This is a genomic window from Ralstonia sp. VS2407, assembly GCF_052950655.1.
The window spans coordinates 57,383-83,706 of the sequence record NZ_JBRFVG010000010.1; the positions used below are offsets into that span (position 1 = coordinate 57,383).

Sequence of the window (26,324 nt, forward strand, 5' to 3'; positions counted from 1 at the left end):
TATGCGAGATTCGTTGTGGGTGGCGTGATTACTTGGCGGGCGATTGCGTGTTCGTATTGCCCGGCTTCCACACCTGCCCGATGGCGACGCTCTGCAGCTTCTTCTTGCGGCCGTACCAGAGGTTCACGAGACCGCGGTTGAAGAACACCGCCGAGAACATGGACGTGCCGATCCCCAGGCAGTGCACGATCGCGAAGCCACGCACCGGGCCGGAACCAAAGGCAATCAGCGCCAGACCAGCGATGAGCGTGGTGACGTTCGAATCGAGGATGGTCGCCCAGGCGCGGTCAAAACCGGCGGCAATCGCCATCTGTGCCGATGCGCCGCTGCGCAGCTCTTCACGCACGCGTTCGTTGATCAGCACGTTGGCGTCAATGGCCATACCGAGCGCCAGCGCGATTGCCGCGATACCCGGCAGCGTGAGCGTGGCCTGCAGCATGGAAAGCAGGGCGATCAGCAGGAACACGTTGACGCCCAGGGCCGCCACCGAGAACGCACCGAACAGCATGTAGTACAGCACCATGAACCCCGAGATGGCGAGGAAGCCGTACAGCGCCGAATCGAAGCCCTTCTTGATGTTGTCGGCACCCAGCGATGGGCCGATGGTGCGCTCTTCGATGATCTCCATCGGCGCTGCCAGCGAGCCTGCGCGCAGCAGCAGCGCCAAGTCGGAAGCCGCCTCGGTCGAGCCCATGCCGGTGATCTGGAAGCGCGAGCCCAGTTCGGACTGGATGGTCGCCACCGTCAGCACTTCGCCCTTGCCCTTTTCAAAGAGCACGATGCCCATGCGCTTGCCGATGTTGTCACGCGAGACATCGCGCAGCATGCGGCCGCCCTGGCCGTCGAGCGTGATGTCGACCGACGAGTTGTGGTTCTGGTCGAAGCCGGCCGAGGCGCTGGTAATGCGGTCACCCGTGAAGATCACCTGCTTTTGCAGCAGCACCGGGGCGCTGCGGCCTTGCGTGAACAGCTCGTCGCCCAGCGGCACCGGATCCCCGGCACGCGGGGCGAGCGGCGCGTTCGGATCGGCCAGGCGCGCTTCCAGCGTCGCGGTGCGGCCGATGATGTCCTTGGCCTTGGCCGTATCCTGCACGCCGGGCAGTTGCACGACGATGCGGTCCGGGCCCTGCTGCTGGATCACAGGTTCAGCCACGCCCAGTTCATTCACCCGGTTATGCAGCGTGACGATGTTCTGCTTGACCGCGTTGTCCTGCACTTCCTTCATCGCAGCGGCGGTGAAGGTACCGGTGAGCGTGGCGCCGTCGGCGCTCTTGTCCACGGTGTAGGCCAGTTCGCGGGTCGAGTCGGCCAGCAGACCGCGGGCGCGCTCGGCGTCATCCGGGTTGCTGAACTTGATCGTGATCGCGTTGCTGTTGCGGTCGATGCCGCTGTGGCGGATGCCCTTGTCACGCAGTTGCGTGCGGATGTCCCCGGCCAGCGAGTCGAGCTTCTTCGTCACGGCGCCGTTCATGTCGACCTGCAGCAGGAAGTGCACGCCACCGCGCAAATCGAGGCCCAGGAACATCGGTTTAGCAAAGAACGGCGCGCCACTCAACCAGCGCGGCGAGCCCGGCAGGAGGTTCAGCGCCACGATGTAGGTCGGATCGGCTTGATCAGTGTTCAGGCCGCGGGCCAGGACATCCTTGGCCTTGAGCTGCGTGTCGGTGTCGGCAAAGCGCACGCGCACGCTGGCGGATGTCCCGTTGTTGTCGAAGAACACGCCGTCGGGCTGAATGCTGGCCGCAGCCAGTAGGCTCTCGACCTGCTTTTGCACGTTCAGGTCGACCTTGACGGTGGCCTTGCCCGAAGACACCTGTACAGCAGGCGCCTCACCGAAGAAGTTCGGCAGCGTGTAGATGAACCCAATGGCAAGCGCCACCAGGATCACAATGTATTTCCAGAGCGGATAGCGATTCATCTTGGAATGCAGAGAGGCGACGCCGAGGGGCGCGGGCGCGGATTCTTAGAATAGGCGCTGCCTGGGGTTCCGGCGCCGGCGCAATCGTGCGCGGCGCCAGGATGGGCCGATTACAGTGCCTTGAGCGTGCCCTTGGGCAGCACGGTCGTCACGGCGCTCTTCTGAACAGTGATTTCGGTGTTGGCAGCGATTTCCACGGTGACGTACTGCTCAGCCACCTTGCTCACCTTGCCCAGAATGCCACCGGCAGTGACGACTTCGTCGCCCTTGGCAAGGGCTTCGAGCATCGCCTTGGTTTCTTTCTGGCGCTTCATCTGCGGGCGGATCATGATGAACCACAGCACCACGAACATCAGGATGATGGGCAGGAAGCTCATCAGGCCACCCGCGGCACCACCAGCTGCCGGTGCAGTTTGCGCGTAAGCGTCGGAAATCAGGAACACGTCAGAACTCCGTAATGGTTCGTCAATCGGTCAAAAATCGGACCCGACATTCTACCATTGCGATGCTGCGGCAAATGGGCGCGTCCAGCGCCCTGGTGAGGCGCCTTTACAGCGCCCCGCGCGCGCGGTCTGCGGCAAAGCGCGCCTGGAATGCGGCAAAGCTGTGCGACTCGATGGCGGTGCGCATCTCGGCCATCAGTTCCAGGTAGTAATACAGGTTGTGGATGGTGTTCAGGCGGGCACCCAGGATTTCGCCGACGCGCTGCAAGTGGTGCAGGTAGGCGCGCGAGAAGTTGCTGCAGGTGTAGCAGCCGCAGGTCTCGTCCAGCGGGCGCGGATCGTTGCGGTGTACCGCGTTCTTGATCTTGATGTCGCCAAAGCGGGTGAAGAGCCAGCCGTTGCGCGCGTTGCGGGTCGGCATCACGCAGTCGAACATGTCGACGCCGCTGGCGACGCCCGCCACCAGGTCTTCCGGCGTACCGACGCCCATCAGGTAATGCGGCTTGTTGGCGGGCAGGCGCGGCGCCACGTGCTGCAGCACGCGCATCATGTCTTCCTTCGGCTCGCCGACTGACAGGCCACCGATGGCGTATCCGCCGAAACCTTCGCCGCCGGCATCGGCGTCAATGGCTTGCAAGCCGGCCAGCGATTCATCACGCAGGTTTTCGAACATGCCGCCCTGGACGATGGCGAATAGTGCGTTCGGATTCTTCTCGCGTTCGAATTCATTGCGTGAGCGTTGCGCCCAGCGCAGGCTCATGCGCATCGACGCGGCGGCTTCAGCCTCGGTGGCTGGCCGATCGCCGATCTTGTACGGCGTGCATTCGTCGAACTGCATGACGATGTCGGAGTTCAACCGGCGCTGGATCTGCATCGAGATCTCGGGCGACAGGAACAGCTTGTCGCCGTTGATGGGCGATGCGAACGTCACGCCTTCTTCGGTGATCTTGCGCAGATCACCCAGCGAAAACACCTGAAAACCACCGGAATCAGTCAGGATGGGCTTGTCCCAGCCATTGAAGCCGTGCAGGCCCTTGTGCGCGTCCATCACTTCCAACCCCGGGCGCAGCCACAGGTGGAACGTGTTGCCAAGGATGATCTGCGCGCCGATGTCCTTCAGCTCCGCCGGCGACATCGCCTTGACTGCGCCATAAGTGCCCACCGGCATGAAGATGGGCGTTTCCACCACGCCGTGGTTCAGGGTCATGCGGCCGCGTCGGGCGAGGCCATCGGTGGTGAGCAATTCGTACTTGAGCATGATCAGAGCGATTGGGGTTCGCCGGGTTCGGAGGGAGCGCGTGTCAGCAGCATGGCGTCGCCGTAGCTGAAGAAGCGGTAGCGCTGCGCAATGGCGTGCTGGTAGGCGTCTCGGATGGCGTTCATGCCGGCAAACGCCGATACCAGCATCAGCAACGTCGATTTAGGCAGGTGGAAGTTGGTCACCAGCAGGTCGACGGCGCGGAAACGGTAGCCCGGGGTGATGAAAATGTCGGTCTCGCCGCTGCAGGCATTGAGTGTGCCGTCCGGCTGCGCGGCCGATTCAAGCGCCCGCATCGATGTGGTGCCGACCGCGATGATGCGGCCGCCGGCAGCGCGCGTGGCGCGGATGGCTTCGGCCAGTTCCGGCGTAATTTCGTACCACTCGCTGTGCATCCGGTGCTCGGCGATGTTTTCCACGCGCACCGGCTGGAACGTGCCGGCGCCGACGTGCAGCGTGAGAAAACCGCGCTGGATGCCCATGGCGTCCAGCTTGGCGAACAGCGCATCGTCGAAATGCAGGCCCGCCGTGGGTGCCGCGACGGCGCCCGGATTGCGCGCATACACGGTCTGGTAGCGCGTCTCGTCAAAGCTGTCCGGATCGTGCTCGATGTAGGGTGGCAGCGGCAGGCGGCCGTATTGCTCGATCAGCTCCAGCGCTGGCTGCGGAAAACGCAACGTGAAGAACGGTTCGGCGCGTGGGCCGACCGTCACGTCAAAGGCGTCGGCCAGGCGCAGCGTGGTGCCCTCGACCGGCGACTTGCTGGAGCGGATCTGCGCCAGCACCGTGTGTTCGTCCAGCAGGCGCTCGACGAGCACCTCCACCTTTCCGCCGCTGGCTTTGTGGCCGAAAAAGCGTGCCTTGATGACACGCGTGTCGTTGAAGACCAGCAGGTCGCCGGGGCGCAGGTAATCGACCAGATCGGCAAACTGGCGGTCTTCAAAATGCACGGCATCTTCCGCACGGCACACGGCCAGCAGGCGGCTCGCGGTGCGGTCGGGCAGGGCGGTTTGTGCGATCAGCTCGGGTGGCAGATCGAAATCGAAATCGGACAGCGTCAGCATGAAAAGTGGCGCAGACGTGGATTGCGCCAAGTGATGGTGGCGGGCGCCGGTACAATCGGGCGAAACCGCAAAGTTCGCCATTGTAAACGCCCTGTGCCGTCTCGCGCCCGTTCCGCCACTGATGCCGCTCCTATGCCCGACGCTGATACCGCGCCGGCGCTGAAGCCAAAACGCGCAGCTCCGGCAGACAAGCCAGCCAAGGCAGCGGCCAAGACCGTCCGCCCGGCGGACAAACTGGCCAAGCTCGGCCTCCACCGCGATGTCGATCTCGTCCTGCATCTGCCGATGCGCTACGAGGATGAAACCACGCTGCTGACCATTGCAGAAGCCACGGCCCGTGCCAACACCGGCTGGGCTGCGCAGGTAGAGGGCACCGTCACGCGCAATGAGGTGGCGTTCCGGCCGCGCCGACAACTCGTCGTGCATATCGCCGATGATTCGGGCGAGCTGGTTCTGCGCTTTCTCAATTTCTACGGCAGCCAGGTCAAGCAGATGGCCGAGGGTGTGCGCCTGCGCGTGCGCGGCGAGGTACGCGGCGGCTTCTTCGGCGCAGAGATGGTGCACCCGACCGTGCGTGCCGTGGCGGAAGATGAACCGCTGCCTGATCGCCTGACTCCGGTGTATCCGAGCACGGCTGGCGTGGCCCAGGCCTATCTGCGCAAGGCGATCCTGAACGCGCTCACGCGTACGCCGCTGCCGGAAACGCTGCCGAACAGCCTCATCACTGGCCCGCTCGCACCGCTCAAACTGATGGCGCCGGCCGATGCCGTGCGCCTGCTGCATCAGCCGACGCCCGATGTCGATGAGCATAGCCTCGTCGAACGCACGCACCCGGCGTGGCTGCGCATCAAGTTTGATGAGCTGCTGTCGCAGCAGTTGTCGCTCAAGCGCGCGCAGGCCGCGCGCCGGATGCGCAACGCGCCCGTCCTGCGCGACAGCGGCAAGGAGGGGCTGCTCGCGCGCTTCATGAATGCGCTGCCGTTCAAGCTGACCGGCGCGCAGGCCCGCGTGTGGGAGGAGATTCGCGCCGACCTTGCGCACCCGTACCCGATGCAGCGGTTGCTGCAGGGCGATGTGGGGAGCGGCAAGACCGTCATTGCTGCGCTGGCCGCCTGCCAGGCCATCGATGCCGGCTGGCAGGCCGCCCTGATGGCGCCGACCGAGCTGCTGGCCGAGCAGCATTACCGCAAGCTTTCTGCCTGGCTGGAACCGCTGGGCGTGGACATCGTCTGGCTGGCCGGCAGCCTCAAGCGCAAGCAGAAGGACGAGGCGGCCGCGCGCGCGGCGGCCGGCACGGCACAACTCGTGATTGGCACGCACGCGCTGATCCAGGATGCGGTCACGTTCGCCCGGCTCGGCCTGGCGGTGGTAGACGAACAGCATCGCTTTGGCGTGGCGCAACGTCTGGCGTTGCGGGGCAAGGCTGGCAATGGCGATGCGCCCGCCGCCCGCGCCCAGGTGCCGCACCAGCTGATGATGTCCGCCACGCCCATCCCGCGCACGCTGGCGATGACGTATTACGCCGATCTCGATGTCTCTGCCATCGACGAATTGCCGCCCGGCCGCACGCCCATCGTCACGCGCCTGGTGAACGATGCGCGCCGCTACGAAGTCATTGAACGCATCTATGCCGCGGCACGCGAAGGGCGGCAGGTCTACTGGGTTTGCCCGCTGATCGAAGAAAGCGAAGCGCTGCAACTGCAGACCGCCGTCGAAACCTTCGAGACGCTTTCGGAAAGCCTGCAAGGCCTGAAGGTAGGCCTCGTCCACGGACGCCTGCCTTCGGCCGAGAAGGCCGCCGTGATGAGCGCCTTTGCCGGCGGCGAGCTGCACGTGCTGGTGGCCACCACCGTCATTGAAGTCGGTGTGGACGTGCCCAATGCCTCGTTGATGGTGATCGAGCACGCCGAGCGCTTTGGCCTTGCGCAGTTGCACCAGCTACGCGGGCGGGTGGGGCGCGGCACGGCGGAATCGGTTTGCGTGCTGCTGTATCAGGCGCCTTTGTCGCCGACGGCCAAGCAGCGTCTGCAGACCATGCGCGAGACCACCGATGGTTTCGAGATCGCCCGGCGCGATCTGGAGATTCGCGGGCCCGGCGAATTCCTCGGGGCGCGGCAATCGGGCGAAGCGATGTTGCGCTTTGCCGATCTGAACCACGATGCGTGGCTCGTCGAGTTTGCCCAGGGCGCGGCGGACGACATGCTTGCGCGGTTTCCCGAAGCCGTCGATACCCATCTCAAGCGCTGGCTGGGCGAGCGCGAGCACTATCTGCGCGTTTAAGGCCCGCGACGCTCGGCTTTTTAGTGCGCCAGCAGAGCCTGCTTGCGCAAGCGCTCGGCCGGGCACAGCGCATGACCGGCCTGATCGAGTAGGGTGGTGATCTCCGTCAACTGAGCGTTTTCTTCGTTGGGTGCCCGCGCTTGCGGCTTAGCCCACGGCCGGCTCGAGCCTTATCAGCGTGATCTCCGACGGCGCGCCGAACCGCTTGGGCGGCCCCCAATATCCCGTGCCACGGCTGGTGTAGATCCACAGGCGCCCCAGCCTGTGCAGCCCAGCCGTAAAAGGCTGCTGCAGCGGGACAAACAGGCTCCATGGCCAGAACTGGCCGCCATGGGTGTGCCCCGACAGTTGCAGGTCGAAGCCGGCCTCTGCAGCAGCAGCAGCGCTGCGCGGTTGATGCGCGAGCAGGATGGTGGGCGTCACGCCGGGCGGCGACCCTGCCAGCGCCCGGGTTGGATCGCTCGCGTGTGTAGCGTCGAACTTGCCAGCACTGAAATCGGTTACGCCCGCGATCACCAGCGGCGCGCCGTTGTGTTCAAGCACCGCATGCTCGTTCATCAGCACGCGCATGCCGAGCCGCTCGAACTCCGACACCCAGGGGCCGACCCCTGAGTAGTACTCGTGATTGCCCGTCACTGCATAAACGCCGTGCCGAGCCGACATGCCGGCCAGCGGTGCGATATGCGGGCGCAGCACGTCAACCTCGCCGTCCACCAGATCGCCCGTCACGGCGACGACATCCGGTTGCAGCGCATTGAGCCGCTCGACCACGCCGGCCACATACGCGTGCTTGATGGTGGGGCCGACATGCAGATCGGTGATCTGCGCGATGGTGAAGCCGTGCAACGCGGCGGGCAGGTCCGCAATGGGCACCGTCACCCGAGCGACGCGGGGGATGCGGCGCGCGTTGACATAGCCGATCACGGTCACCAACACGGTGAGGCCGACGACGAGCAGGGCCGAGTCGTGCCGATAGGCCTGCGGCAGCACGATGAGCGCCACGTCGCGCAGCAGCGTCAGCACCAGCAGCGACGAGAACAGGCCCATCAGCAACGCGCCAAACCAGGTCACGCGATCCGCCAGCGAGATGGGGCGGATCACGAAGCGCGCAGCCATCCCAGTCGGAATCATCACCGTCGATACGAACAGGAAGACGGCGCCTGCAGCCCAGCCTGCGCGATTCCAGCCCAGATCCGGGAGCAGCCGCCACCCGATGTAGAGATGCAGCGCTGCCATGAGCCCGACCGTCGTCATCAGGAAGCGGCGTCTACCGCGGGGCAGGGATCGGCTGCCGTTAGGTTCGTCACTCATGCTGGGGCGGCTCCTTTTTTGTCTCGGTGGGGCGTATCCCCGGAAGATGGGGTGGATGGCAGCGTTGTCAATGCCGGGTCGTCGTTCGAACGCCAAGCAATATTGCACGTCCCTTGGTAAAATCTATCGATATCCCCAAGCCGATTGATCGTCATGACGCTCACTGAACTCAAATACATCGTCGCCGTCGCTCGGGAACGCCACTTTGGGCGTGCCGCCGAGGCCTGCTTCGTCTCGCAGCCGACGCTGTCGGTCGCCATCAAGAAGCTGGAAGACGAACTGGCCGTGCAGATTTTCGAGCGCGGCGCATCGGAAGTGAGCGTCACGCCCGTCGGCGAGCAGATCGTTACGCAGGCGCAGCGTGTGCTTGAACAAACGATGGCGATCCGCGAGATCGCCAAGCAGGGGATGGACCCGCTGGCCGGGCCGCTGCGCCTGGGGGTGATCTACACGATCGGGCCGTACCTGCTGCCCGCCCTCGTCAAGCAGATGATCGACACCGTCCCGCAGATGCCGCTGATGCTGCAGGAGAACTTCACCGTGCGGCTGGTGGAGCTGCTCAAGCAGGGCGAGATCGACTGCGCCATCATGGCTGAGCCGTTTCCCGAAGCGGGCCTGATGACGGTGCCACTGTACGACGAGCCCTTTGTCGTGGCGGTGCCGCGCGGTCATGAACTGGCCAAGGCGTCGTCGGTTGACCCGGAAGCGCTCAAGCAGCAGACCATGCTGCTGCTCGGCAACGGCCATTGTTTCCGCGATCACGTGCTGGGCGTGTGCCCCGAGCTGTCGCGCTTCTCGCAGAACGCGGACGGAATACAGAAGACGTTCGAAGGTTCGTCGCTGGAAACGATCCGCCATATGGTTGCCAGCGGCGTGGGCATTACGGTGCTGCCGCGTACATCGGTGCCCAGCATGCAGCCCGCCGCCACCGATCTGCTGAGCTATGTGCCTTTCCAGGAGCCTGTGCCCGACCGCCGCGTCGTTCTGGCCTGGCGCAAGAGTTTCACCCGCATTGCCGCGATCGAAGCGGTGGCCAAGGCGGTCGCGCAATGCGAACTGCCCGGCATCAAGCTGTTGCCGGCCACCCCGCTGATTCACTGATCCTCTGAGATATCTATTGGCCGTCATCCATGGCAGCCATAGCGCACGTCTAATTGATAGATAAAAACAATCAAATATACGTATCGATAGCGCGTAGGTAAGCTGTGTTCCATGGTGAGCGCATCGCTCACTGCCCGATCACCGTGGAGCCTGTCATGTCCCTGTCGCTTGCCTCGAACACCGTCGCGACCGTGCTGGAATGGCTCGCTGCCTATGGTGAATCGCACTGACCTGAAGTAGTGCATGAAGCCGCCCGGGCTTGTCGTACGGGCTTCAGGAACGCGTGTGGTTGCAAGGAGAAAAAGCATGGCAATGGTGCGGATGTTCGCTTCGGAATGGCAGGGGTTTGCGGGCGCCGTGCGCGCGTCGCAGGCAGAGGTGCCGACGCTGTCCGGTATGCCCGGCAGTGCGGCGGCGGGCCTCGGTACGCGCGCTGCAGAATCCGCCCGCCTTCAACGCAAGTGGGTGCGCAAGCAGATCGGTCTAACCATCGTGGCTGCCGGCGCTATGATCGTGCTCCTGCACGGTATGGTGCAGCTCATGGTCTGATGACCGGCCTGATGCTCGGTTGCCATCCGCTGTGCGTTTCGTCATAGGACGATGCGACGATCGGAACTTGCTGCGCGAGCGGCAACCGAAAGAAGGCTCGAAGCACGCGTGGCCCCACGCTGAATCAAGGCGAGGGCATCGCGTTTTTGCACACCACTTCATAGGGGAATCCAGATGGCAAAGAAGAACAACGGCGCGAGTGCCGCAGCCCAGATCAACATCGGCATTGCCGACAAGGATCGCAAGAAGATCGCAGACGGCCTGTCGCGCCTGCTGGCCGATACCTACTCGCTGTATCTGAAGACGCATTACTTCCACTGGAACGTCACCGGCCCGATGTTCAACACGCTGCATCTGATGTTCGAGACGCAGTACAACGAACTGTGGAATGCCGTCGACCCGGTGGCTGAGCGCATCCGCGCGCTGGGTTATCCCGCGCCGGGCTCGTATTCGGAGTTCGCCAAGTTGTCGTCGATTCCGGAGTCGAAGGGCATTCCCGAGGCGATGGACATGGTGCGCGAACTGGTGGCCGGCCACGAAGCCGTGACCCGAACCGCCCGCAGCCTGTTCCCCGATGTCGACAAGGCCGCCGACGAACCGACCGCCGACCTGCTGACGCAACGCATGGACATTCACGAAAAGACCGCGTGGATGCTGCGCTCGCTCCTGGCTTAAGGCTGGCTTGACGGCCGTTCGCCACGTTTGCGCCAGGCGTTTCGACAGCAGCGAATTGCGCCCCTCCCGCGAGCCCGTTGTGTTGCGGGTGGGGCGGCATCAACCCCATGACCTAAACGAGAGAATCATGACGACTGAAGCCAAATGCCCGTTTTCCGGCCATGCTCCCGCTGCTTCGCACGCCTTCGGTGGCGGTACGGCCAACAAGGACTGGTGGCCGAACCAACTGCGTGTTGATCTGCTGAATCAGCATTCGGAAAAGTCGAACCCGCTCGGCGCGAAGTTCGACTACCGCAAAGCCTTCAAGTCGGTCGACTACGAAGCGCTCAAGGCAGATCTGCGCAAACTGATGACCGATTCACAGGACTGGTGGCCGGCAGACTTCGGCCACTATGGTCCGCAGTTCATCCGCATGGCGTGGCACGCCGCCGGCACGTACCGCACGGGCGATGGCCGTGGCGGCGCCGGGCGCGGCCAGCAACGTTTTGCACCGCTCAATTCGTGGCCCGACAACGTCAACATCGACAAGTCGCGCCGTTTGCTGTGGCCGATCAAGCAGAAGTACGGCCAGGCCATCTCGTGGGCCGACCTGCTGATCCTGACGGGCAACGTGGCACTTGAGACCATGGGGTTCCGCACCTTCGGCTTTGCCGGTGGCCGTGAAGACACGTGGGAACCGGACGACGACGTCTACTGGGGCAGCGAGACCGCGTGGCTCGCACCCACCGACAACCCCAACAGCCGCTACTCGGGCGACCGCAATCTTGCGACCCCCTTGGCCGCCGTGCAAATGGGCCTGATTTACGTGAACCCGGAAGGCCCGGACGGCAACGGCGATCCGCTGGCCGCCGCTCGTGATATTCGCGAGACGTTCGCCCGCATGGCGATGGACGACGAAGAAACCGTCGCACTGATTGCCGGCGGTCACACCTTCGGCAAGACCCACGGCGCAGGTGCGGCAAGCCACGTTGGCGCCGATGTCGAGGCCGCGCCGCTGGAAGCGCAGGGCCTGGGCTGGGCCAGCACCTTTGGTACCGGCAAGGGCGCGGATGCCATCACCAGCGGGCTCGAAGTCACCTGGACGCAGACGCCCGCGCAATGGAGCAACTTCTTCTTCGAGAACCTGTTCAAGTACGAATGGGTACAGGAAAAGAGCCCCGCCGGCGCGCTGCAATGGGTGGCCAAAGACGCCGAGGCGATCATTCCGGGCCCGACGCCCGATTCGCCCAAGCGCAAGCCGACCATGCTGACGACCGACCTGTCGCTGCGTTTCGATCCGGCGTACGAAAAGATTTCGCGCCGCTTCCTGGACAACCCGCAGGCGTTTGCCGAAGCCTTTGCGCGCGCCTGGTTCAAGCTCACGCACCGTGATCTCGGCCCGAAGTCGCGTTACCTTGGCCCCGAAGTGCCGCGTGAAGACCTGATCTGGCAAGACCCGCTGCCGGCCGCCACACACAAGCCGACCGAGGCCGATATCGCCGACGTCAAGGCGAAGATTGCTGCTTCGGGCCTGTCGGCATCCGAGCTGGTTGCCGTGGCCTGGGCGTCGGCTTCGACTTTCCGCGGTTCGGACAAGCGCGGCGGTGCCAACGGTGCGCGCATTCGCCTGGCGCCGCAGAAGGATTGGGCGGTCAACCAGCCGGTGGCCGGCACGCTGGCCAAGTTGGAGGAGATTCAGCGCGCCTCCGGCAAGGCTTCGCTGGCTGATGTGATCGTGCTCGCGGGCAGCGTCGGTATCGAAATGGCTGCCAAGGCGGCTGGCACGACGATCACCGTGCCGTTCACGCCGGGCCGCGTTGATGCAACCGCCGAGCAAACCGACGCCGCCTCGTTCGCGCCGCTCGAACCGGTGGCCGACGGCTTCCGCAACTACCAGAAAGCCGACTACGCGATGCCGGCCGAAGTGTTGCTGCTCGACAAGGCGCAGTTGCTGACGCTCACCGCCCCTGAACTGACCGTGCTGATCGGTGGCCTGCGCGCCATCAACATCAATGCGGATGGCAGCCAGCACGGTGTCTTTACCAACACGCCCGGCGCGCTGACGAACGATTTCTTCGTCAACCTGCTCGACATGAGCACCGAGTGGAAGCCCGCCGGCGACATCTACGAGGGCTATGACCGCAAGACGGGCGAGCGCAAGTGGACCGGCACGCGCGTCGATCTGGTGTTCGGCTCGAACTCGATCCTGCGTGCGCTGGCCGAGGTGTTCGGCAGTGCCGACGGTAAGGAGCGCTTCATCAGCGAGTTCGTGGCCGCGTGGGTCAAGGTGATGAATCTCGACCGGTTCGATCTGGCCGCCGCCTAAGCTGCTATCGGCGGGACTAAAATGGCGCCTTGCCTCGTGCAGGCGCCATTTTTCTTTGGTGAGTTCCATGCAATCGTCCGCTGCCCAACCCAGCCGCCTCGTGCTCTATGCGCGCCTGATGCGGATGGACAAACCGATCGGCACGCTGCTGCTGCTGTGGCCGACGCTGTGGGCGCTATGGATGGCGGCTGATGGTCATCCGCCGCTGTCGCTGGTGGTGATCTTCACGGTCGGCACCTTCCTCATGCGCTCAGCCGGCTGCGCGGTCAACGACTGGGCCGATCGCGACTTTGACAAGCACGTCAAACGCACCAAGGAGCGGCCGATCACTGCGGGCCTGATCGCCCCGTGGGAAGCGCTGGCGGTGGCTGCGGTGCTGTCGCTCATCGCCTTCACGCTGATCCTGCCGCTCAATGCACTGACGAAGTGGATGTCGGTGGCGGCCATCGTGATTGCCGGCACGTACCCCTTCTTCAAGCGGTTCTTCGCAATCCCGCAGGCGTACCTGGGTATTGCGTTCGGCTTTGGGATTCCGATGGCGTATGCAGCGGTGCAGGATCAGGTGCCGGTGCTGGCGTGGCTGATGCTTGCCGGCAATGTGTTCTGGGCGATTGCCTACGACACCGCATACGCGATGGTCGATCGCGATGACGATCTGGTCATCGGCATCAAAACGTCGGCCATTACTTTCGGACGCTACGACGTGGCGGCGATCATGCTGTGCTACGGCGGCTTCTTCGGGATCATGGCCTGGGCTGGCCATGTGATGGCGCTAGGCGTGGCGTATTGGATCGGGTTTGCCGCCGCCGTTGCGTTGTCGCTTTGGTATTACCCCATGTTGCAGACGCGAGATCGGATGAAGTGTTTTTTTGTTTTCCGGCATAACAATTGGTTAGGGGCTTGTTTGTTTGCCGGGGTGGTGGGGGCGTATTTGCTGCGCTAATTTTTTTGGTCCATCCCTGATTTCATCCCCTGCCGGGGACGGACCAGTAGCCTCAATCCCGCCCAAACTCCTCCCCCATCTCCTTGCCACGCGCGGCAGCAGCATGCATTGCGCGTACAAAGGCAGCCTTGATACCCGCCCCTTCCATTGAAGTGAGCGCTGCATAGGTCGTCCCACCCTTGGATGTCACGCGCTCACGCAGCACCTCAACCGGCTCAGACGATTGGCCTGCCAGCGTGGCTGCGCCAATAAACGTCTCGACTGCCAACGTGCGCCCATCTTCAGCCGACAGCCCCAGCTCCTGCGCCGCCTGCTGCATCGCCTCGATGAAATAGAACACGTACGCCGGGCCGCTGCCCGAGATGGCGGTTACCGCATCAATCTGCGCCTCCGCGGGCACCCAAACGCTCTTGCCGACGGCATTGGCGATGGCGCTCGCCGTTGCGCGGTCGGCGTCGGACAAGCCAGCGTTGGCGGCCAGGCCGGTCATACCCAGACCGGAGAGCGCAGGCGTATTCGGCATCGCCCGCACGACACGTGCATGGCCATTCAGCCAGCGCGACAGATCCTGGATCCGGATGCCTGCCGCCACCGACAGCACCAGGCTGTCGCCCAGATGCGGTGCGAGTTGCGCACAGACTTCACGCATCTGCTGCGGCTTGACTGCCAGGACGATCACGTCGCGGTCGGCCAGTTCTGCGCCTGGGGCGGCGGCTGTGCGGGCGCCCCAGGTCTTCTCGGCGCGGCTGCGGGCGGGTTCGGTCGGGTCTACCACCACGATGTTGCCGCCGTGCGCGCCCTTGGCGATCAGGCCGCCGATGAGGGCCGCCGCCATGTTGCCGCCGCCGATGAAGCCGAGTTTCAGAGTGTCGAGCATGAGAGTGGTGGTGTGAAAGAAAACAGGAATTCAGGCGTTGGCATACTGCCGCGCCCCGAAGATGGCGCTGCCGACGCGCACAATCGTGGCGCCTTCGGCAATCGCGTCTTCCAGGTCGGCAGACATGCCCATCGACAAGGTATCGAGCGGGATGCCAGCCTCGCGCAGCCGAGCGGCCAGGGTGCGCAGATCGGCAAAAGGCTTGCGTTGCGCGACGGGGTTGTCACTGGGCTCAGGCACGGCCATCAGGCCGCGCAATTGCAGGCGGGGCAGCGCCGACACGGCTTGTGCCACGGCAAGCACTTCATCGAAATCGGGCAGGAGGCCATGCTTGCTGGCCTGGCGGCTGATGTTGATCTCCAGGCAGACCTGTAGCGGCGGCAAGGTATCGGGGCGCTGGGCCGACAGCCGCTCGGCGATCTTCAGACGATCGACGCTATGTACCCAGTCGAACTGCTCGGCCACCGCGCGCGTCTTGTTGCTCTGCAGGGGACCGATGAAGTGCCAGCGGATCGGGTCGGGGCCCGTGCGCAGGTCGGCCAGCGCGTCGATCTTGCCGATGCCTTCCTGCACGTAGTTTTCGCCGAAGAGGCGTTGCCCTGCGGCATGGGCGGCGCGTACGGCATCGGCGTCGAACGTCTTGGAAACGGCCAGCAATGTGACACCCGCAGCATCGCGCGAAGCCAGTGTGCAGGCCGTTGTGATCCGTTGACGCACGGCTTGCAAGTTGGCGGCGATTACAGACATAATCCGGCGACGTTTGTTACAAATAAACAAGGTTCCGGCACGTCAAATCAACGGCTCGGAGCGCGTCTGGAGGCGCCTTTGCGACGCCCGGGCGACATAAAAAAGTCGGGGGTCATTATAAGATGGACATCGCGCAGCTTCTGGCGTTTTCCGCCAAGAACAAGGCGTCGGACTTGCACCTGTCGGCCGGACTGCCGCCGATGATCCGGATCCACGGCGACATGCGCCGGATCAACGTGCCACCGCTCACGCACCAGGACGTGCACTCCATGGTGTACGACATCATGAGCGACGGGCAGCGCAAGGTCTACGAAGAAAACCTGGAAGTCGACTTCTCGTTTGAGATCCCCGGCCTCTCGCGTTTCCGGGTCAACGCCTTCAACCAGAACCGCGGTGCTTCGGCCGTGTTCCGGACGATTCCGTCGAAGGTGCTCTCGCTGGATGACCTGAAGGCGCCCGCCGTGTTTGCCGATCTGGCGATGAAGCCGCGCGGTCTGGTGCTCGTCACGGGCCCGACCGGCTCGGGCAAGTCGACCACGCTTGCCGCGATGGTCAACCACCGCAACGAAAACGACATGGGCCACATCCTCACGGTGGAGGACCCGATCGAATTCGTGCACGAATCGAAGAAGAGCCTGATCAACCAGCGTGAACTCGGGCCCCATACCCACTCGTTCGCCAATGCGCTGAAGTCGGCACTGCGTGAAGACCCGGACGTGGTGCTGGTCGGCGAATTGCGTGACCTTGAAACCATCCGCCTGGCGCTGACTGCCGCAGAAACCGGCCACTTGGTGTTCGGCACGCTGCACACCAGCTCGGCCGCCAAGACCATTGACCGGGTCGTCGACGTGTTTCCGTCGGACGAGAAGGAGATGGTCCGGACCATGCTTTCCGAATCGCTGGAGGCGGTGATCTCGCAGACGCTGCTCAAGACGCGCGACGGTTCGGGCCGGATTGCGGCGCACGAGATCATGATTGCCACGCCGGCCATCCGTCACTTGATCCGAGAGAACAAGATCTCGCAGATGTACTCGATGATGCAGACCAGCAGTGGCATGGGCATGCAGACGCTCGACCAGTGCCTGTCGGAGCTGATCAAGCGCTCGGCGATCAACTACGCAGACGCGCGCGCCATCGCCAAGAACCCGGACGCGTTCGCGAGCTGATACGCGAACTGATGCGCTGACTGACACGTCGGCGCGCTTTCCAATTTTCTTCAGGAGGGGCACGCCATGCTGGACCGCGAAGCCGCCACCAAATACATCCACGAACTCTTGCAGTTGATGGTGAACAGCCGTGGCTCGGACTTGTTCATCACCGCAGAATTTCCGCCCGCGATCAAGGTGGACGGCAAGGTCACGCCGATCTCGCAGCAGCCGCTGAATGCCCAGCAGGCCATCGGTCTGGTCAAGTCGATCATGAACGAGAAGCAGCTGCGCGAGTACGAAGACAGCTCGGAATGCAACTTCGCCATCACGGCGCCGGGCGCGGGGCGTTTCCGCGTGTCGGCGTTCATGCAGCAGGGCCGCGCCGGCATGGTGCTGCGGACCATCAATACGAAGATCCCGACGCTGGGCGAGCTGGACTTGCCGCCGATCCTCAACGAGATCGTGATGAGCAAGCGCGGGCTGGTGATCGTGGTGGGGGCCACGGGGTCGGGCAAGTCGACCTCGCTGGCGGCAATGGTGGGCTATCGCAATGCGAATTCATACGGCCACATCATCACCATTGAAGATCCGGTGGAATACGTGCACACGCACCAGAACTGCGTGGTGACGCAGCGTGAGGTGGGCGTGGACACCGAGTCCTGGCACGTGGCGCTGAAAAACACGCTGCGCCAGGCACCGGACGTGATCCTGATCGGCGAAATCCGCGACCGGGACACGATGGAATACGCGATCCAGTATGCGGAAACCGGCCACCTGTGCCTTGCCACGCTGCACGCCAACAGCTCGAACCAGGCCATCGATCGGATCATCAACTTCTTCCCGGAAGAGAAGCGTCAGCAACTGCTGATCGACTTGTCGCTGAACCTGCGCGCGATGATCGCGCAACGCCTGCTGCCGCGTCAGGGCAGGAAGGGGCGCGTCCCGGCCGTCGAAATCATGCTGGCCACCCCGCTGGTGCAAGACCTCATCTTCAAGGGCGAGGTGCACGAGCTGAAGGAGGTCATGAAGAAATCCCGCGAGCAGGGAATGATCTCGTTCGACCAGGCGCTCTTCGAGCTGTACGAGGAAAACAAGATCACCTACGAAGACGCGCTGCGCAATGCGGACTCGCTCAACGATCTGCGCCTGCAGATCAAGCTGCACAGCAAGCGTGGCGGGCAAACAGACCTGTCTGCCGGCACTGAACATCTCAACGTCGTGTGATGTGTCGAAAGCGCTACACCATTTGAGGTAATTTGCGGCGCATAACGTTTGCGCCGCTCGGAAGGCCACCCGGTCGTCATGATCTTTCCTTAATATTTGCTGAGAATTGCCGTTTAAGCGGTGAGCGGGGCTGCCAAGTCATCGGCAGGCACGCATCAAAACATAAAAGCAACAGCAAATCCGGGTGGGTAAAAACGTGGCAAGCAAGCCGAGGTGTCAGCGCGCGCGGGCGGCGCGGGGCTTTACGCTGATTGAGCTGATGATCACAGTGGCCATTGTCGGCATCCTGGCGATCATTGCGTATCCCAGCTACGTCCAGTACATCGTCCGCTCCAATCGGGCAGCGGCGGAATCCTTCATGCAGGAAGTGGCGGCCGCGCAGGAGCGTTTCCTGCTCGACAACCGTGCCTACGCGCCGAATCTGGCCACGTTGCAATACGCCAGCAACGTGCCGGCCAATGTTTCGTCCAACTACACGTTCACGCTGAGCGCCAGCAGCGTGCCGCCGTCTTACCAGCTGGCAGCGGCTCCGCAGGGCTCGCAGCAGGTGAACGACACCGCGTGCGGCACGCTCACCCTGACGAACACGGGTGCCAAGGCGGCATCCACTGGCGCATCCAACTGCTGGAAGTGAGGCGAGCCATGAAGATCCTGCGCAAGCCCATTCAAGGTTTCACGCTGACGGAGCTGATGGTCACGCTGGCCGTGCTCGCCATTCTCGTGACGATTGCCGTGCCGTCGTTCTCCGGAATGATTGCGACGCAGGCCACGCGCAATGCGTCGTTTGACTTGTCGTCCGCCGTGTCGTTGGCGCGGGCGGAGGCGGTCAAGCAGAACACCATCGTCACCGTATCGACCAGCAGCACTTGGGCGGCCGGCTGGACGCTGATGGCGGGCACGCCTGCCACGGTGATCCGCACGTTCGGCCCTTACAACGGCGTCACCATTGCAGCGAGCAACGGCAACACGCTGTCGTTCGGCAACGATGGCCGGCCCACTGCGGGCGGCGTCACGTTCCAGGTCACGCCGACGAGCGCGTCGCAATCGGTCTCGTCAAGCTGCGTACAGGTGGGCGGCACTGGCCGCGTCGCCGTGGTTTCAGGAACGTGCTCATGAGCGCCATCGCACATTTGTCACATCGCCGGTTCGGCAAGCGCGGGCAGCGCGGCACGACCCTGATCGAGATCCTGATTTCGGTCGTGATCCTGCTGGTGGCGCTGTTGGGCGCGGCCGGAATGATGGTCCGCTCGAACCAGTCCGAGATGGAGTCTTACCAGCGCGTGCAGGCCCTGACGCTGTTGCAGGACATGGCTGCGCGGCTCAATGCCAACCGCCAGGTGGCCTCGTGCTATGCCGCGCCCGGTGTAATGACCACGGTTGGCACGGGCGGTGTCTCGGCGCCCAGCTGCACGACCGGCACGGCCGCCCAGCAAGCCACCGTCACAACCGATCTCGCGGCTTGGAACAATGCGCTGCTCGGCAATACGGAGACTGCCGCGAGCGGCACCGTTGCCCTGGGCGCCATGATCGGCGCGCGCGGCTGCATCGAAGCCATCGACACGGTCAACCAGATCTATCGCGTAACCGTCGCATGGCAAGGCTTGGTGCAGACCGTGGCGCCGGCGTTGCCATGTGGCAGCGGCAGCAACAATTACGGTAACGACGCCTATCGGCGCGCCATTAGCGTGCAGGTGCGCATGGGGGTGCTGTCATGACGTCCAATCGGACTTCGCGGCGTCTGCAGCGCGGGATGTCGCTGATCGAACTGATGGTCGGCATGACGCTGGGGCTGCTGTTGCTGACCGCGTTGGCAAGCCTGTATGCGTCGACCTCGCAATCGCGCGTGCAATTGGGCAACAGCGCCACGCAGATCGAGAACGGCCGCTATGCGCTCGACATCATCAGCCAGGAAGTCGGGCTCGGAGGTTTCCTTGGCGATCTGAATCTGCTGGGAACCTCAGCGCTTGCGACGCCCGATGTGTGCGCAAGCGCCACCAATGCACTGGGCTTTACCAACAGCCCTGCGACGGTACCGGTTGCCATCTACGGCTACGTACCCGGTGCGAACGCGGCGCCATGCCTGTCCAACCTGTCGCCCAACTCGGAAATCCTGGTGGTGCGGCGCGTGTCGAGCGTCGTCACCTCTGCGAGTGCCGTAGCGGCAGGGCAGGCCTATCTGCAGGACTCGTTCTGCAGTACGGACACCGCTCCCTTTGTCTTCAGCAGCAACAGCGCGGACTTCGTGTTGAAAGACAAAACCTGCGCAAATGCTGCCCCGCTGCGCCAAGTCAGTGTGCGAGCGTTCTACCTTGCTACGTGCGACCGCTGCGGCACCGGCGGCGACAGCATTCCCACGCTCAAGATGGTCGAGTTCTCCAATGGGGCGCTGCAGCCGCCCAACTCAATCGCCCAGGGCATCGACGACGTGCATTTCGCCTACGGCGTAGACATGGACGGCAACGGTTCGCCCGATTGCTATGTCGCCAATCCGGGCATCGACAACAGCGCCGCCTGCACCACCGTGAGTGGCTACAACTGGACCGCATCCGCTGCGACGAACTGGAGCAACGTGACCGCCGTACGCATCAACGTGCTCGCGCGCACGCTAGGCGTGTCGCCGGGCTGGACCGACACGCGGTCTTACGACATGGGCCGCGGCACGCTCACCGCCCCTTTCAACGATGGCTATAAGCGACACGTCTATGCGGAACTCGCACGCGTCGCCAATGTAGCCGGCCCACGGGAGTAGCCATGCGGCGCTTTTCGGTTCGCCAATCGGCACGTCAGTCGGGCGTGACGCTTGTTGTCACGCTGATCTTCCTGGCGATCTTCATGGGCATCGTCGTGATGATCATGAATTCGGGTGTGATCAACACCAAGATCGCCGCCAACCAGCAATACGGTCTGGAAGCGCGCAACGCTGCGCAGCAGGGTATTGAGCAGGTCATCAGTTCCGACTTCACCGGCAACCCTGCGGCTGCGGCCGTCAATGTGCCCGTGGATGTCAACGGAGATGGCAAGCCGGACTATACAGCGCAGGTGGCGGCGCCCACATGCCTGGCCACCAAGCAGATCTCCAACACCCAGTTGACGTTGGACCCGGCCAACCCAAATTTCGCCAACGATTCATCCTGCTTTGGCGGCGTGAATACCAATTCGGATACGGGGCTGCTGACCAAGGCGGGCACCCCTGGCGGGATGTCGAACTGCAGCGCGACGCAATGGGACGTCTCCGCCACGGTCAACGATGCGAACGCAACAAATACGAACACCACCTTACATCAGGGTGTCGCTGTACGGGTCCTGACCGGCACGTTGTGCCCCTAAGCCCGCACGCGCCAAGCCAGGAAGACTGACATGCGCACATTTTCCAAACGTATCGCCCTGACCGCTGCGGCCACCTTCATGCTCGCGCTGGGATCCCAGCCAGCAGGCGCCGAGGATATTGACCTCTATACGGGGTTGCAGCAGAACGCTGGCAAGCCCAACGTACTGATCGTCTTTGACGATGGCGCGAACTCAGACGCCAACGCCACTTTTACTTGTTCTGCGCAAGGTCTGACGGTCGCCAATCCGAAGAAGAGTTCTGGCGCCGAGCAATGCGCGCTGTATGGGGCGATCCAGTCGATCAACAGTACTTCGCCGCTGCTGGGTAACCTGAACCTCGGGTTGATGATGTTCGACCCCAAGAGCCCTGGCGGCATCTTCCGGTTCCCGTCTGCAAGCTCGCCGTCCGCCCAAACCCTGCAGCCAATGGACGGCAACGGGGTGAACAGTTTCCTGTCGTACATGCAGAATCAGTTTCCCAGCGATCTGAACGGCAACAACGTTCAGACGTCGGGCGCGATGCAGGAGGCCTGGTCCTTTTATTACGGATACCATTCCTCGCTCAACAAGATGATTGCGTTGTCGGGCAACCAGTACACGTCGCCCCTCACGGATCCGTGCCAGCGCAATTTCATCATCTACATCGGAAACGCGACCAACAGCGGCCACCCGGCTGAAAGCGATTCGCAGATGTACAACGCGCTGGCGGCTGCCGCGCCGACCCCGACTTCGTCGCAGCTTCAGCAGATCGTCATCCCGACGTACAACAAGTACCAGAGCAACTGGGGCGACGAGTGGGCGCGCTTCATGTATCAGACCGATCTGCAGGGGACGGCCAATTCGGCCAATCCGCAGAACGTCGTCACATACGCCATCACGGTCACGGACGGCAAGAACCCCGACTACGTCGCGTTCGACAACAGCATGGCCACCAACGGTGGCGGCAAGGCCTACACCATCCAGCTTGGCGACGTGCAAGGATTGCAGCAGGCCTTGCTGTCGATCCTCAATGAAATCCAGGCCGTCAACAGTGTCTTCGCATCGGTCAGTCTGCCAGCTGCGGTCAACACCCAAGGTCAGTTCCTGAGCCAGGTCTACATCGGCATGTTCCGACCGGATGCCACGGCTGCACCGCGCTGGATGGGTAACCTCAAGCAGTACCAGGTCGGGTACGACACGAGCGGCAATGTCGTCCTGCAGGATTCTCTCGGAAACCCAGCCATCAGCAGTGCGGGCACGGGCTTCATTGCGCCCACAGCGGTGAGCTTCTGGACGCAGGATCCGCCATTAACGTTCGGGGCGACCAGCTATGGGACATCGGGGGTATCCGGCTGGCCAAGCAACGGCTTCTGGAAGAACAGCCCATCCGGCGTGGGCTGGAACCTGGATTCGCCTGACGGCCAGATCGTTGAAAAGGGCGGTGCCGGCGAGATGTTGCGCGCCCAGAACGTGACCAGCCAATCGGGACGGACGCTCTATACGTGCAACGGCGTGGGAACATGTCCAGTCGGCACCGCTATGCCGTCATTCGATACGTCCAACAATTGGCTCGCGGGTACCAACGGGTTGAACGCGATCAATTCTGGTTCCAGCGGGGCGCCGACGATCACCTCGGCGCAGCAGAACTATCTGATCAACTGGGTGCGCGGGCGCGACGTGTATGCGCTTGACGGCGGGGCCAGCACCGGCGCCGGGCAGGAAGCCGAGACCGGGCCGGGCGGATCCGTGACGGTGCGAAGCTCGGTTCATGGCGACGTCCTGCATTCACGCCCCGTCGTCGTGAACTATGGAGGCAGCATCGGCATCGTGGCGTTCTATGGCGCCAATGATGGTGTGTTCCATGCCGTCAATGCAAATCAGAGCATGGGCATCAGTGGTGTCCGTCCCGGCGGTGAACTGTGGGGCTTCATTGCGCCTGAGTTCATCGGCAAGCTGAGCCGTCTCTATGCCAACTCGCCGGAAGTGAAGCTGTCCACGACGCCGAGCGGCATCTCGCCGACGCCGACGCCGCGCGACGATTTCTTTGACGGCAGCACGACCGTCATGCAGGACCAGCGGAATCCGGGAAGCCCGCGCACGATCATCTACCTGACCGCACGTCGCGGCGGGAACCTGATCTACGCGTTGGACGTGACCAATCCGATGAGTCCGCAATATTTGTGGTCGCGCAGCAATAGCGATATTCCGGAGCTCGGCCAGACTTGGTCAAAGCCGCGCCTGATGACGGTAGCGGGATACTCCGGGCCACTGCTGATCATGGGCGCCGGCTATGACGCAGCCTCCGAAGACAGTGATCCGGCTCCTGGTACCGATACGATGGGCCGCGGGATCGTGGTGCTGGATGCCTACACGGGTGCACCGGTATGGAGCGCGCTTCCGAGCTGTTCCGGCATGGCGGGTGTGTGCGTGAAGAACACCGGACTGACGCGATCCATTCCGTCTGACGTCACGGTGGTCGACCGTACGGGCAGCGGCTATATCCAAATGGCCTACGCCGGAGATGTCGGTGGCAACATCTGGCGCGTCGATTTCCAGACCTCGGCTGGCAATACGCCTTCCAACTGGACGATCACCAAACTCGCAACCCTGGGCGGCGCCGCCAACACCAATAACGCGCGCAAGTTCTTCTATGCTCCCGACGTGGTGCCCACCTCCGCCTACAACGCCATCATGGCTGGCACGGGCGATCGCGAGCACCCGCTTTATTCTTCCAACACGACGCCGGGTACGGCCTACAACGTGGTCAACCGGTTCTACATGGTGAAGGATCCGAATCTCGGCAGCATGCCCGCGAGCTGGACTCCGATCACCGAAGCCAACCTGTTCGATGCGTCAACGCTGGCGTACGACGGATCGGGGTCAGGTTTCTTCATCACGCTGCCCAACCCCGGAGAGAAGGTGGTGAACGCACCGCTGACCGTTGCCGGATACACCACGTTCGGAACCAACACGCCTGCTATCCCCACGGCGGGCCAGTGCTATCCCAACCTGGGTGTCGCGCGCACGTATTCGGTCGGCTTCCTGACGGGTACAGGGCAAAATCCGAACCGCTCTGTCGTTCTCGACGGTGGTGGCTTTCCACCCTCGTCCGTCTATGGCGTTGTCCTGATCAATAATGGCAACGGCACGACCTCTTCTGTGCCTGTATGTTTCGGCTGCGGCAACCAAACGGGTTCAGGCGGTGGCGGATCAGCACTTTCCCCGGTGAAGGTCGTCCCCAAGGGCCTCGGCAAACGCAAGCGCACATTCTGGTTCTCAGACACCGACAAGAAGCCTTAACTTCTCCTCAACGGCCCGCCCAGCGCGGGCCGTTACAATTCCGGGCAGATGCCGGAGCACCCCGTTCCCGCAACCATCCGGAGAGTAGCCATGAGTGACGTCTACGCATTCGAGGCCGATTCGTTGACCGGCCAGCGCGTGCCGCTGTCGCAGTACAAAGGCAAGGTCCTGCTGATCGTGAACACGGCAAGCAAGTGCGGATTCACGCCGCAATACGCGGGGCTGGAGGCGGTGTACAAGCGGCTGCATGAGAAAGGCCTTGAGGTGCTCGGCTTTCCGTGCAACCAGTTCGGCAAGCAGGAGCCGGGCGGCGAAGACGAAATCGGCGCCTTCTGCGAGAAGAACTACGGCGTCTCGTTTCCGATGTTCGGCAAGATCGACGTGAATGGCTCGGGCGCGCATCCGCTCTACAAGTGGCTGACCTCGGAAAAGCCCGGTGTGCTTGGCATCGGCGCCATCAAATGGAACTTCACCAAGTTCCTGCTGCGCCGCGACGGCACGGTCTACAAGCGCTATGCGCCCATGACCAAGCCGGAAGAGATTGCCGACGATATCGAGCGGCTGTTGGCGGAGCCGGATCCCGCCTGAGGTTGCCTTCGCTAGTCTGACGAGCCCCGTACCTTGCGCATGAAATCCGCCAGCGAGCGCTCGGCGGATTCGGCAAAGTGGCGCTCCAGGATGTCGACCTTGACGCAGCGGTCGAGGCGGAAGGTGCGGTAGTCCTGGCGGTGCTCGCACCAGGCGGCCACCAGCCAGACTTGTCCCCAGAAGAACAGGCCGAGCGGCTGGATGCAGCGTTCAGTTAACTGGCCTTGCGCGTCGCGGTAGGCGAGCCGCGCAACCGCATGGCGGCCAAGCGCCGCATGCAGCGTGTCAAAGACCTGCTTGACCTCGTCGCCCATGCCGTAGCCGGGCGCGAAGATGCGTGTGGTCTCGGCTTCGGAGCGGCGCTCCGCAGGCAGGGCCCCCATCAGTTTTTCCAGTGCCGCTTCGACCGAGTCGGCCATGGTGCCGCCGCTCCATGCCTTGATCATGCGCGCACCGGCCACCAGCGCTTCGACTTCATCGGCGGTGAACATGAGCGGGGCGAGGTCGAAGCCCGCGCGCATGCGGTAGCCGATACCGGCTTCCCCTTCGATCGGCACGCCCGAGACCGACAGGTCACGGATGTCGCGGTACACCGTGCGCTCCGACACGCCGAGGCGCTCGGCCAGCATGGCCGCCGTGGTTAAACGGCGGCCTCGCAGGATCTGGGCAATCTGGAACAGGCGGTCGGCGCGGCGTGTCATGCGCGGCATTGTAGTGGCCTTCGGCCCGGGTGCAATGCGGGCCATATCCCCTACGCGCCGAAGGGCGTCAGTTCACGTTGCGGGTGGATGTCGACCACGTCGACCTGCTCGCCACGGCGCAGCATGCGCTTGCCCAGTCGCGGGAAATCGGCAATCTCGATGTTGAGATGTTCGCCGCCGCACAGATAGACGAGATCTTCCTTGCCGCAGTTGCGCAGGTGGTGCGCCACGCCCGTGGGGAAGGCCATGAAATCTCCGGGGCGCACGGTGAAGATGTTGTCGTCGATCTCGGCCTGCGCTTCACCGGAAAGGATGTAGATCCATTCCTCTTCGCGCTGGTGCGAGTGATAGACGAATGATTCCTTGCCCGGTGGCACGCGCGCGAAGTTCACGCCGGTACGCTTGAGCCCGAGCAGCCGGCCCATCATGGTGCCGTGGATTTCCGACAGGCTGTTCCAGGGGTGAGAAAACGACTGCGTGCGCGCGGTGATATCCGCGGCACGCATGAGATACGGGGATTGGCTGGGCATGGTGTTCTTCTCTGTCTCGTAGTGAAGGCCGGCGCCCGCGCACCGGCCTCGGGGGG

24 protein-coding genes are annotated in these 26,324 nt (G+C 63.4%); 15 read left to right on the plus strand and 9 right to left on the minus strand.

The features are described 5' to 3' along the window. Window positions 1-28: 28 nt before the first annotated feature. The 4 genes from secD to queA all read right to left on the minus strand — a co-directional run bounded on the left by secD (window position 29) and on the right by queA (window position 4,683). Complete coding sequence (gene secD, locus ACU8YE_RS16945; RefSeq protein WP_446929220.1) at window positions 29-1,918, minus strand: protein translocase subunit SecD; 1,890 nt, start codon at window positions 1,916-1,918, stop codon at window positions 29-31. Between the two features lie 110 nt (window positions 1,919-2,028). Further along, entirely contained in the window at window positions 2,029-2,361 is a 333-nt protein-coding gene (yajC, locus tag ACU8YE_RS16950; protein WP_004632835.1) for a preprotein translocase subunit YajC, read from the minus strand. 106 nt (window positions 2,362-2,467) lie between these two features. After that, window positions 2,468-3,619 carry a tRNA guanosine(34) transglycosylase Tgt gene (gene tgt, locus ACU8YE_RS16955; RefSeq protein WP_232040973.1) on the minus strand — a complete coding sequence of 384 codons (1,152 nt, stop codon included), beginning with the start codon at window positions 3,617-3,619 and terminating at the stop codon, window positions 2,468-2,470. Window positions 3,620-3,621: 2 nt separating this feature from the next. Beyond that, on the minus strand, window positions 3,622-4,683 hold the full coding sequence (queA, locus tag ACU8YE_RS16960) for a tRNA preQ1(34) S-adenosylmethionine ribosyltransferase-isomerase QueA (RefSeq protein ID WP_316878612.1): 1,062 nt from the start codon (window positions 4,681-4,683) through the stop codon (window positions 3,622-3,624). A gap of 132 nt (window positions 4,684-4,815) precedes the next feature. On the opposite strand from queA, the gene recG reads away from it, so the two are divergent. Next, window positions 4,816-6,963 carry an ATP-dependent DNA helicase RecG gene (recG, locus tag ACU8YE_RS16965; protein ID WP_446929221.1) on the plus strand — a complete coding sequence of 716 codons (2,148 nt, stop codon included), beginning with the start codon at window positions 4,816-4,818 and terminating at the stop codon, window positions 6,961-6,963. Window positions 6,964-7,110: 147 nt separating this feature from the next. Here recG and ACU8YE_RS16970 read toward each other — a convergent pair whose 3' ends face one another. Further along, window positions 7,111-8,274 (minus strand): metallophosphoesterase, encoded by a 1,164-nt coding sequence (locus tag ACU8YE_RS16970; protein ID WP_446929222.1) that lies wholly within the window; start codon window positions 8,272-8,274, stop codon window positions 7,111-7,113. 153 nt (window positions 8,275-8,427) lie between these two features. Between ACU8YE_RS16970 and ACU8YE_RS16975 the strand changes: the two genes are divergently transcribed. The 5 genes from ACU8YE_RS16975 (at window position 8,428) to ubiA (ending at window position 13,847) form a co-directional block, all read left to right on the plus strand. Beyond that, window positions 8,428-9,375: a LysR substrate-binding domain-containing protein gene (locus ACU8YE_RS16975; protein ID WP_446929223.1), complete on the plus strand. Its 948-nt coding sequence runs from the start codon at window positions 8,428-8,430 to the stop codon at window positions 9,373-9,375. 306 nt (window positions 9,376-9,681) lie between these two features. Beyond that, a complete protein-coding gene (locus tag ACU8YE_RS16980) occupies window positions 9,682-9,924 on the plus strand; it encodes a hypothetical protein (protein WP_260802141.1) in 243 nt (80 codons plus the stop codon). Window positions 9,925-10,098: 174 nt separating this feature from the next. Beyond that, on the plus strand, window positions 10,099-10,599 hold the full coding sequence (locus tag ACU8YE_RS16985) for a Dps family protein (RefSeq protein WP_446929224.1): 501 nt from the start codon (window positions 10,099-10,101) through the stop codon (window positions 10,597-10,599). Window positions 10,600-10,726: 127 nt separating this feature from the next. After that, window positions 10,727-12,904, plus strand: a complete 2,178-nt coding sequence (gene katG / locus ACU8YE_RS16990; protein WP_446929225.1) for a catalase/peroxidase HPI — start codon at window positions 10,727-10,729, stop codon at window positions 12,902-12,904. 67 nt (window positions 12,905-12,971) lie between these two features. Beyond that, window positions 12,972-13,847, plus strand: a complete 876-nt coding sequence (ubiA, locus tag ACU8YE_RS16995; protein WP_322017596.1) for a 4-hydroxybenzoate octaprenyltransferase — start codon at window positions 12,972-12,974, stop codon at window positions 13,845-13,847. A gap of 52 nt (window positions 13,848-13,899) precedes the next feature. Here ubiA and proC read toward each other — a convergent pair whose 3' ends face one another. Beyond that, window positions 13,900-14,724 carry a pyrroline-5-carboxylate reductase gene (proC, locus tag ACU8YE_RS17000; protein WP_446929226.1) on the minus strand — a complete coding sequence of 275 codons (825 nt, stop codon included), beginning with the start codon at window positions 14,722-14,724 and terminating at the stop codon, window positions 13,900-13,902. A 30-nt stretch (window positions 14,725-14,754) separates the two neighbouring features. Further along, on the minus strand, window positions 14,755-15,471 hold the full coding sequence (locus tag ACU8YE_RS17005) for a YggS family pyridoxal phosphate-dependent enzyme (protein ID WP_446929227.1): 717 nt from the start codon (window positions 15,469-15,471) through the stop codon (window positions 14,755-14,757). A gap of 122 nt (window positions 15,472-15,593) precedes the next feature. Here ACU8YE_RS17005 and ACU8YE_RS17010 point away from each other — a divergent pair, with 122 nt between their 5' ends. The 9 genes from ACU8YE_RS17010 (at window position 15,594) to ACU8YE_RS17050 (ending at window position 25,037) form a co-directional block, all read left to right on the plus strand. Beyond that, complete coding sequence (locus ACU8YE_RS17010; protein WP_024974790.1) at window positions 15,594-16,637, plus strand: type IV pilus twitching motility protein PilT; 1,044 nt, start codon at window positions 15,594-15,596, stop codon at window positions 16,635-16,637. A 66-nt stretch (window positions 16,638-16,703) separates the two neighbouring features. Continuing rightward, the gene (locus tag ACU8YE_RS17015; protein WP_232040962.1) at window positions 16,704-17,843 is read left to right on the plus strand and encodes a PilT/PilU family type 4a pilus ATPase; all 1,140 of its coding nucleotides are present in this window, start codon (window positions 16,704-16,706) and stop codon (window positions 17,841-17,843) included. 196 nt (window positions 17,844-18,039) lie between these two features. Next, window positions 18,040-18,477: a type IV pilin protein gene (locus ACU8YE_RS17020; RefSeq protein WP_260802136.1), complete on the plus strand. Its 438-nt coding sequence runs from the start codon at window positions 18,040-18,042 to the stop codon at window positions 18,475-18,477. An 8-nt stretch (window positions 18,478-18,485) separates the two neighbouring features. Further along, window positions 18,486-18,959 carry a GspH/FimT family pseudopilin gene (locus ACU8YE_RS17025; RefSeq protein WP_232040960.1) on the plus strand — a complete coding sequence of 158 codons (474 nt, stop codon included), beginning with the start codon at window positions 18,486-18,488 and terminating at the stop codon, window positions 18,957-18,959. After that, on the plus strand, window positions 18,956-19,558 hold the full coding sequence (pilV, locus tag ACU8YE_RS17030; RefSeq protein ID WP_446929228.1) for a type IV pilus modification protein PilV: 603 nt from the start codon (window positions 18,956-18,958) through the stop codon (window positions 19,556-19,558). Before ACU8YE_RS17025 ends, pilV begins: the two co-directional genes overlap by 4 nt. Beyond that, window positions 19,555-20,592 (plus strand): PilW family protein, encoded by a 1,038-nt coding sequence (locus ACU8YE_RS17035; RefSeq protein ID WP_446929229.1) that lies wholly within the window; start codon window positions 19,555-19,557, stop codon window positions 20,590-20,592. Before pilV ends, ACU8YE_RS17035 begins: the two co-directional genes overlap by 4 nt. A 2-nt stretch (window positions 20,593-20,594) precedes the next feature. Next, window positions 20,595-21,170 (plus strand): pilus assembly PilX family protein, encoded by a 576-nt coding sequence (locus ACU8YE_RS17040; protein WP_322017601.1) that lies wholly within the window; start codon window positions 20,595-20,597, stop codon window positions 21,168-21,170. A gap of 30 nt (window positions 21,171-21,200) precedes the next feature. Then, window positions 21,201-24,449, plus strand: coding sequence for a pilus assembly protein (locus ACU8YE_RS17045; RefSeq protein ID WP_446929230.1), 3,249 nt, complete (start codon window positions 21,201-21,203; stop codon window positions 24,447-24,449). A gap of 90 nt (window positions 24,450-24,539) precedes the next feature. Then, on the plus strand, window positions 24,540-25,037 hold the full coding sequence (locus ACU8YE_RS17050; protein ID WP_232040955.1) for a glutathione peroxidase: 498 nt from the start codon (window positions 24,540-24,542) through the stop codon (window positions 25,035-25,037). An 11-nt stretch (window positions 25,038-25,048) separates the two neighbouring features. On the opposite strand, the gene ACU8YE_RS17055 is transcribed toward ACU8YE_RS17050, so the two are convergent. Both ACU8YE_RS17055 and ACU8YE_RS17060 read right to left on the minus strand, forming a co-directional pair. Then, the gene (locus ACU8YE_RS17055) at window positions 25,049-25,747 is read right to left on the minus strand and encodes a helix-turn-helix transcriptional regulator (RefSeq protein ID WP_232040954.1); all 699 of its coding nucleotides are present in this window, start codon (window positions 25,745-25,747) and stop codon (window positions 25,049-25,051) included. A 41-nt stretch (window positions 25,748-25,788) separates the two neighbouring features. Beyond that, window positions 25,789-26,268, minus strand: a complete 480-nt coding sequence (locus ACU8YE_RS17060; RefSeq protein ID WP_232040953.1) for a cupin domain-containing protein — start codon at window positions 26,266-26,268, stop codon at window positions 25,789-25,791. Window positions 26,269-26,324: the final 56 nt, after the last annotated feature.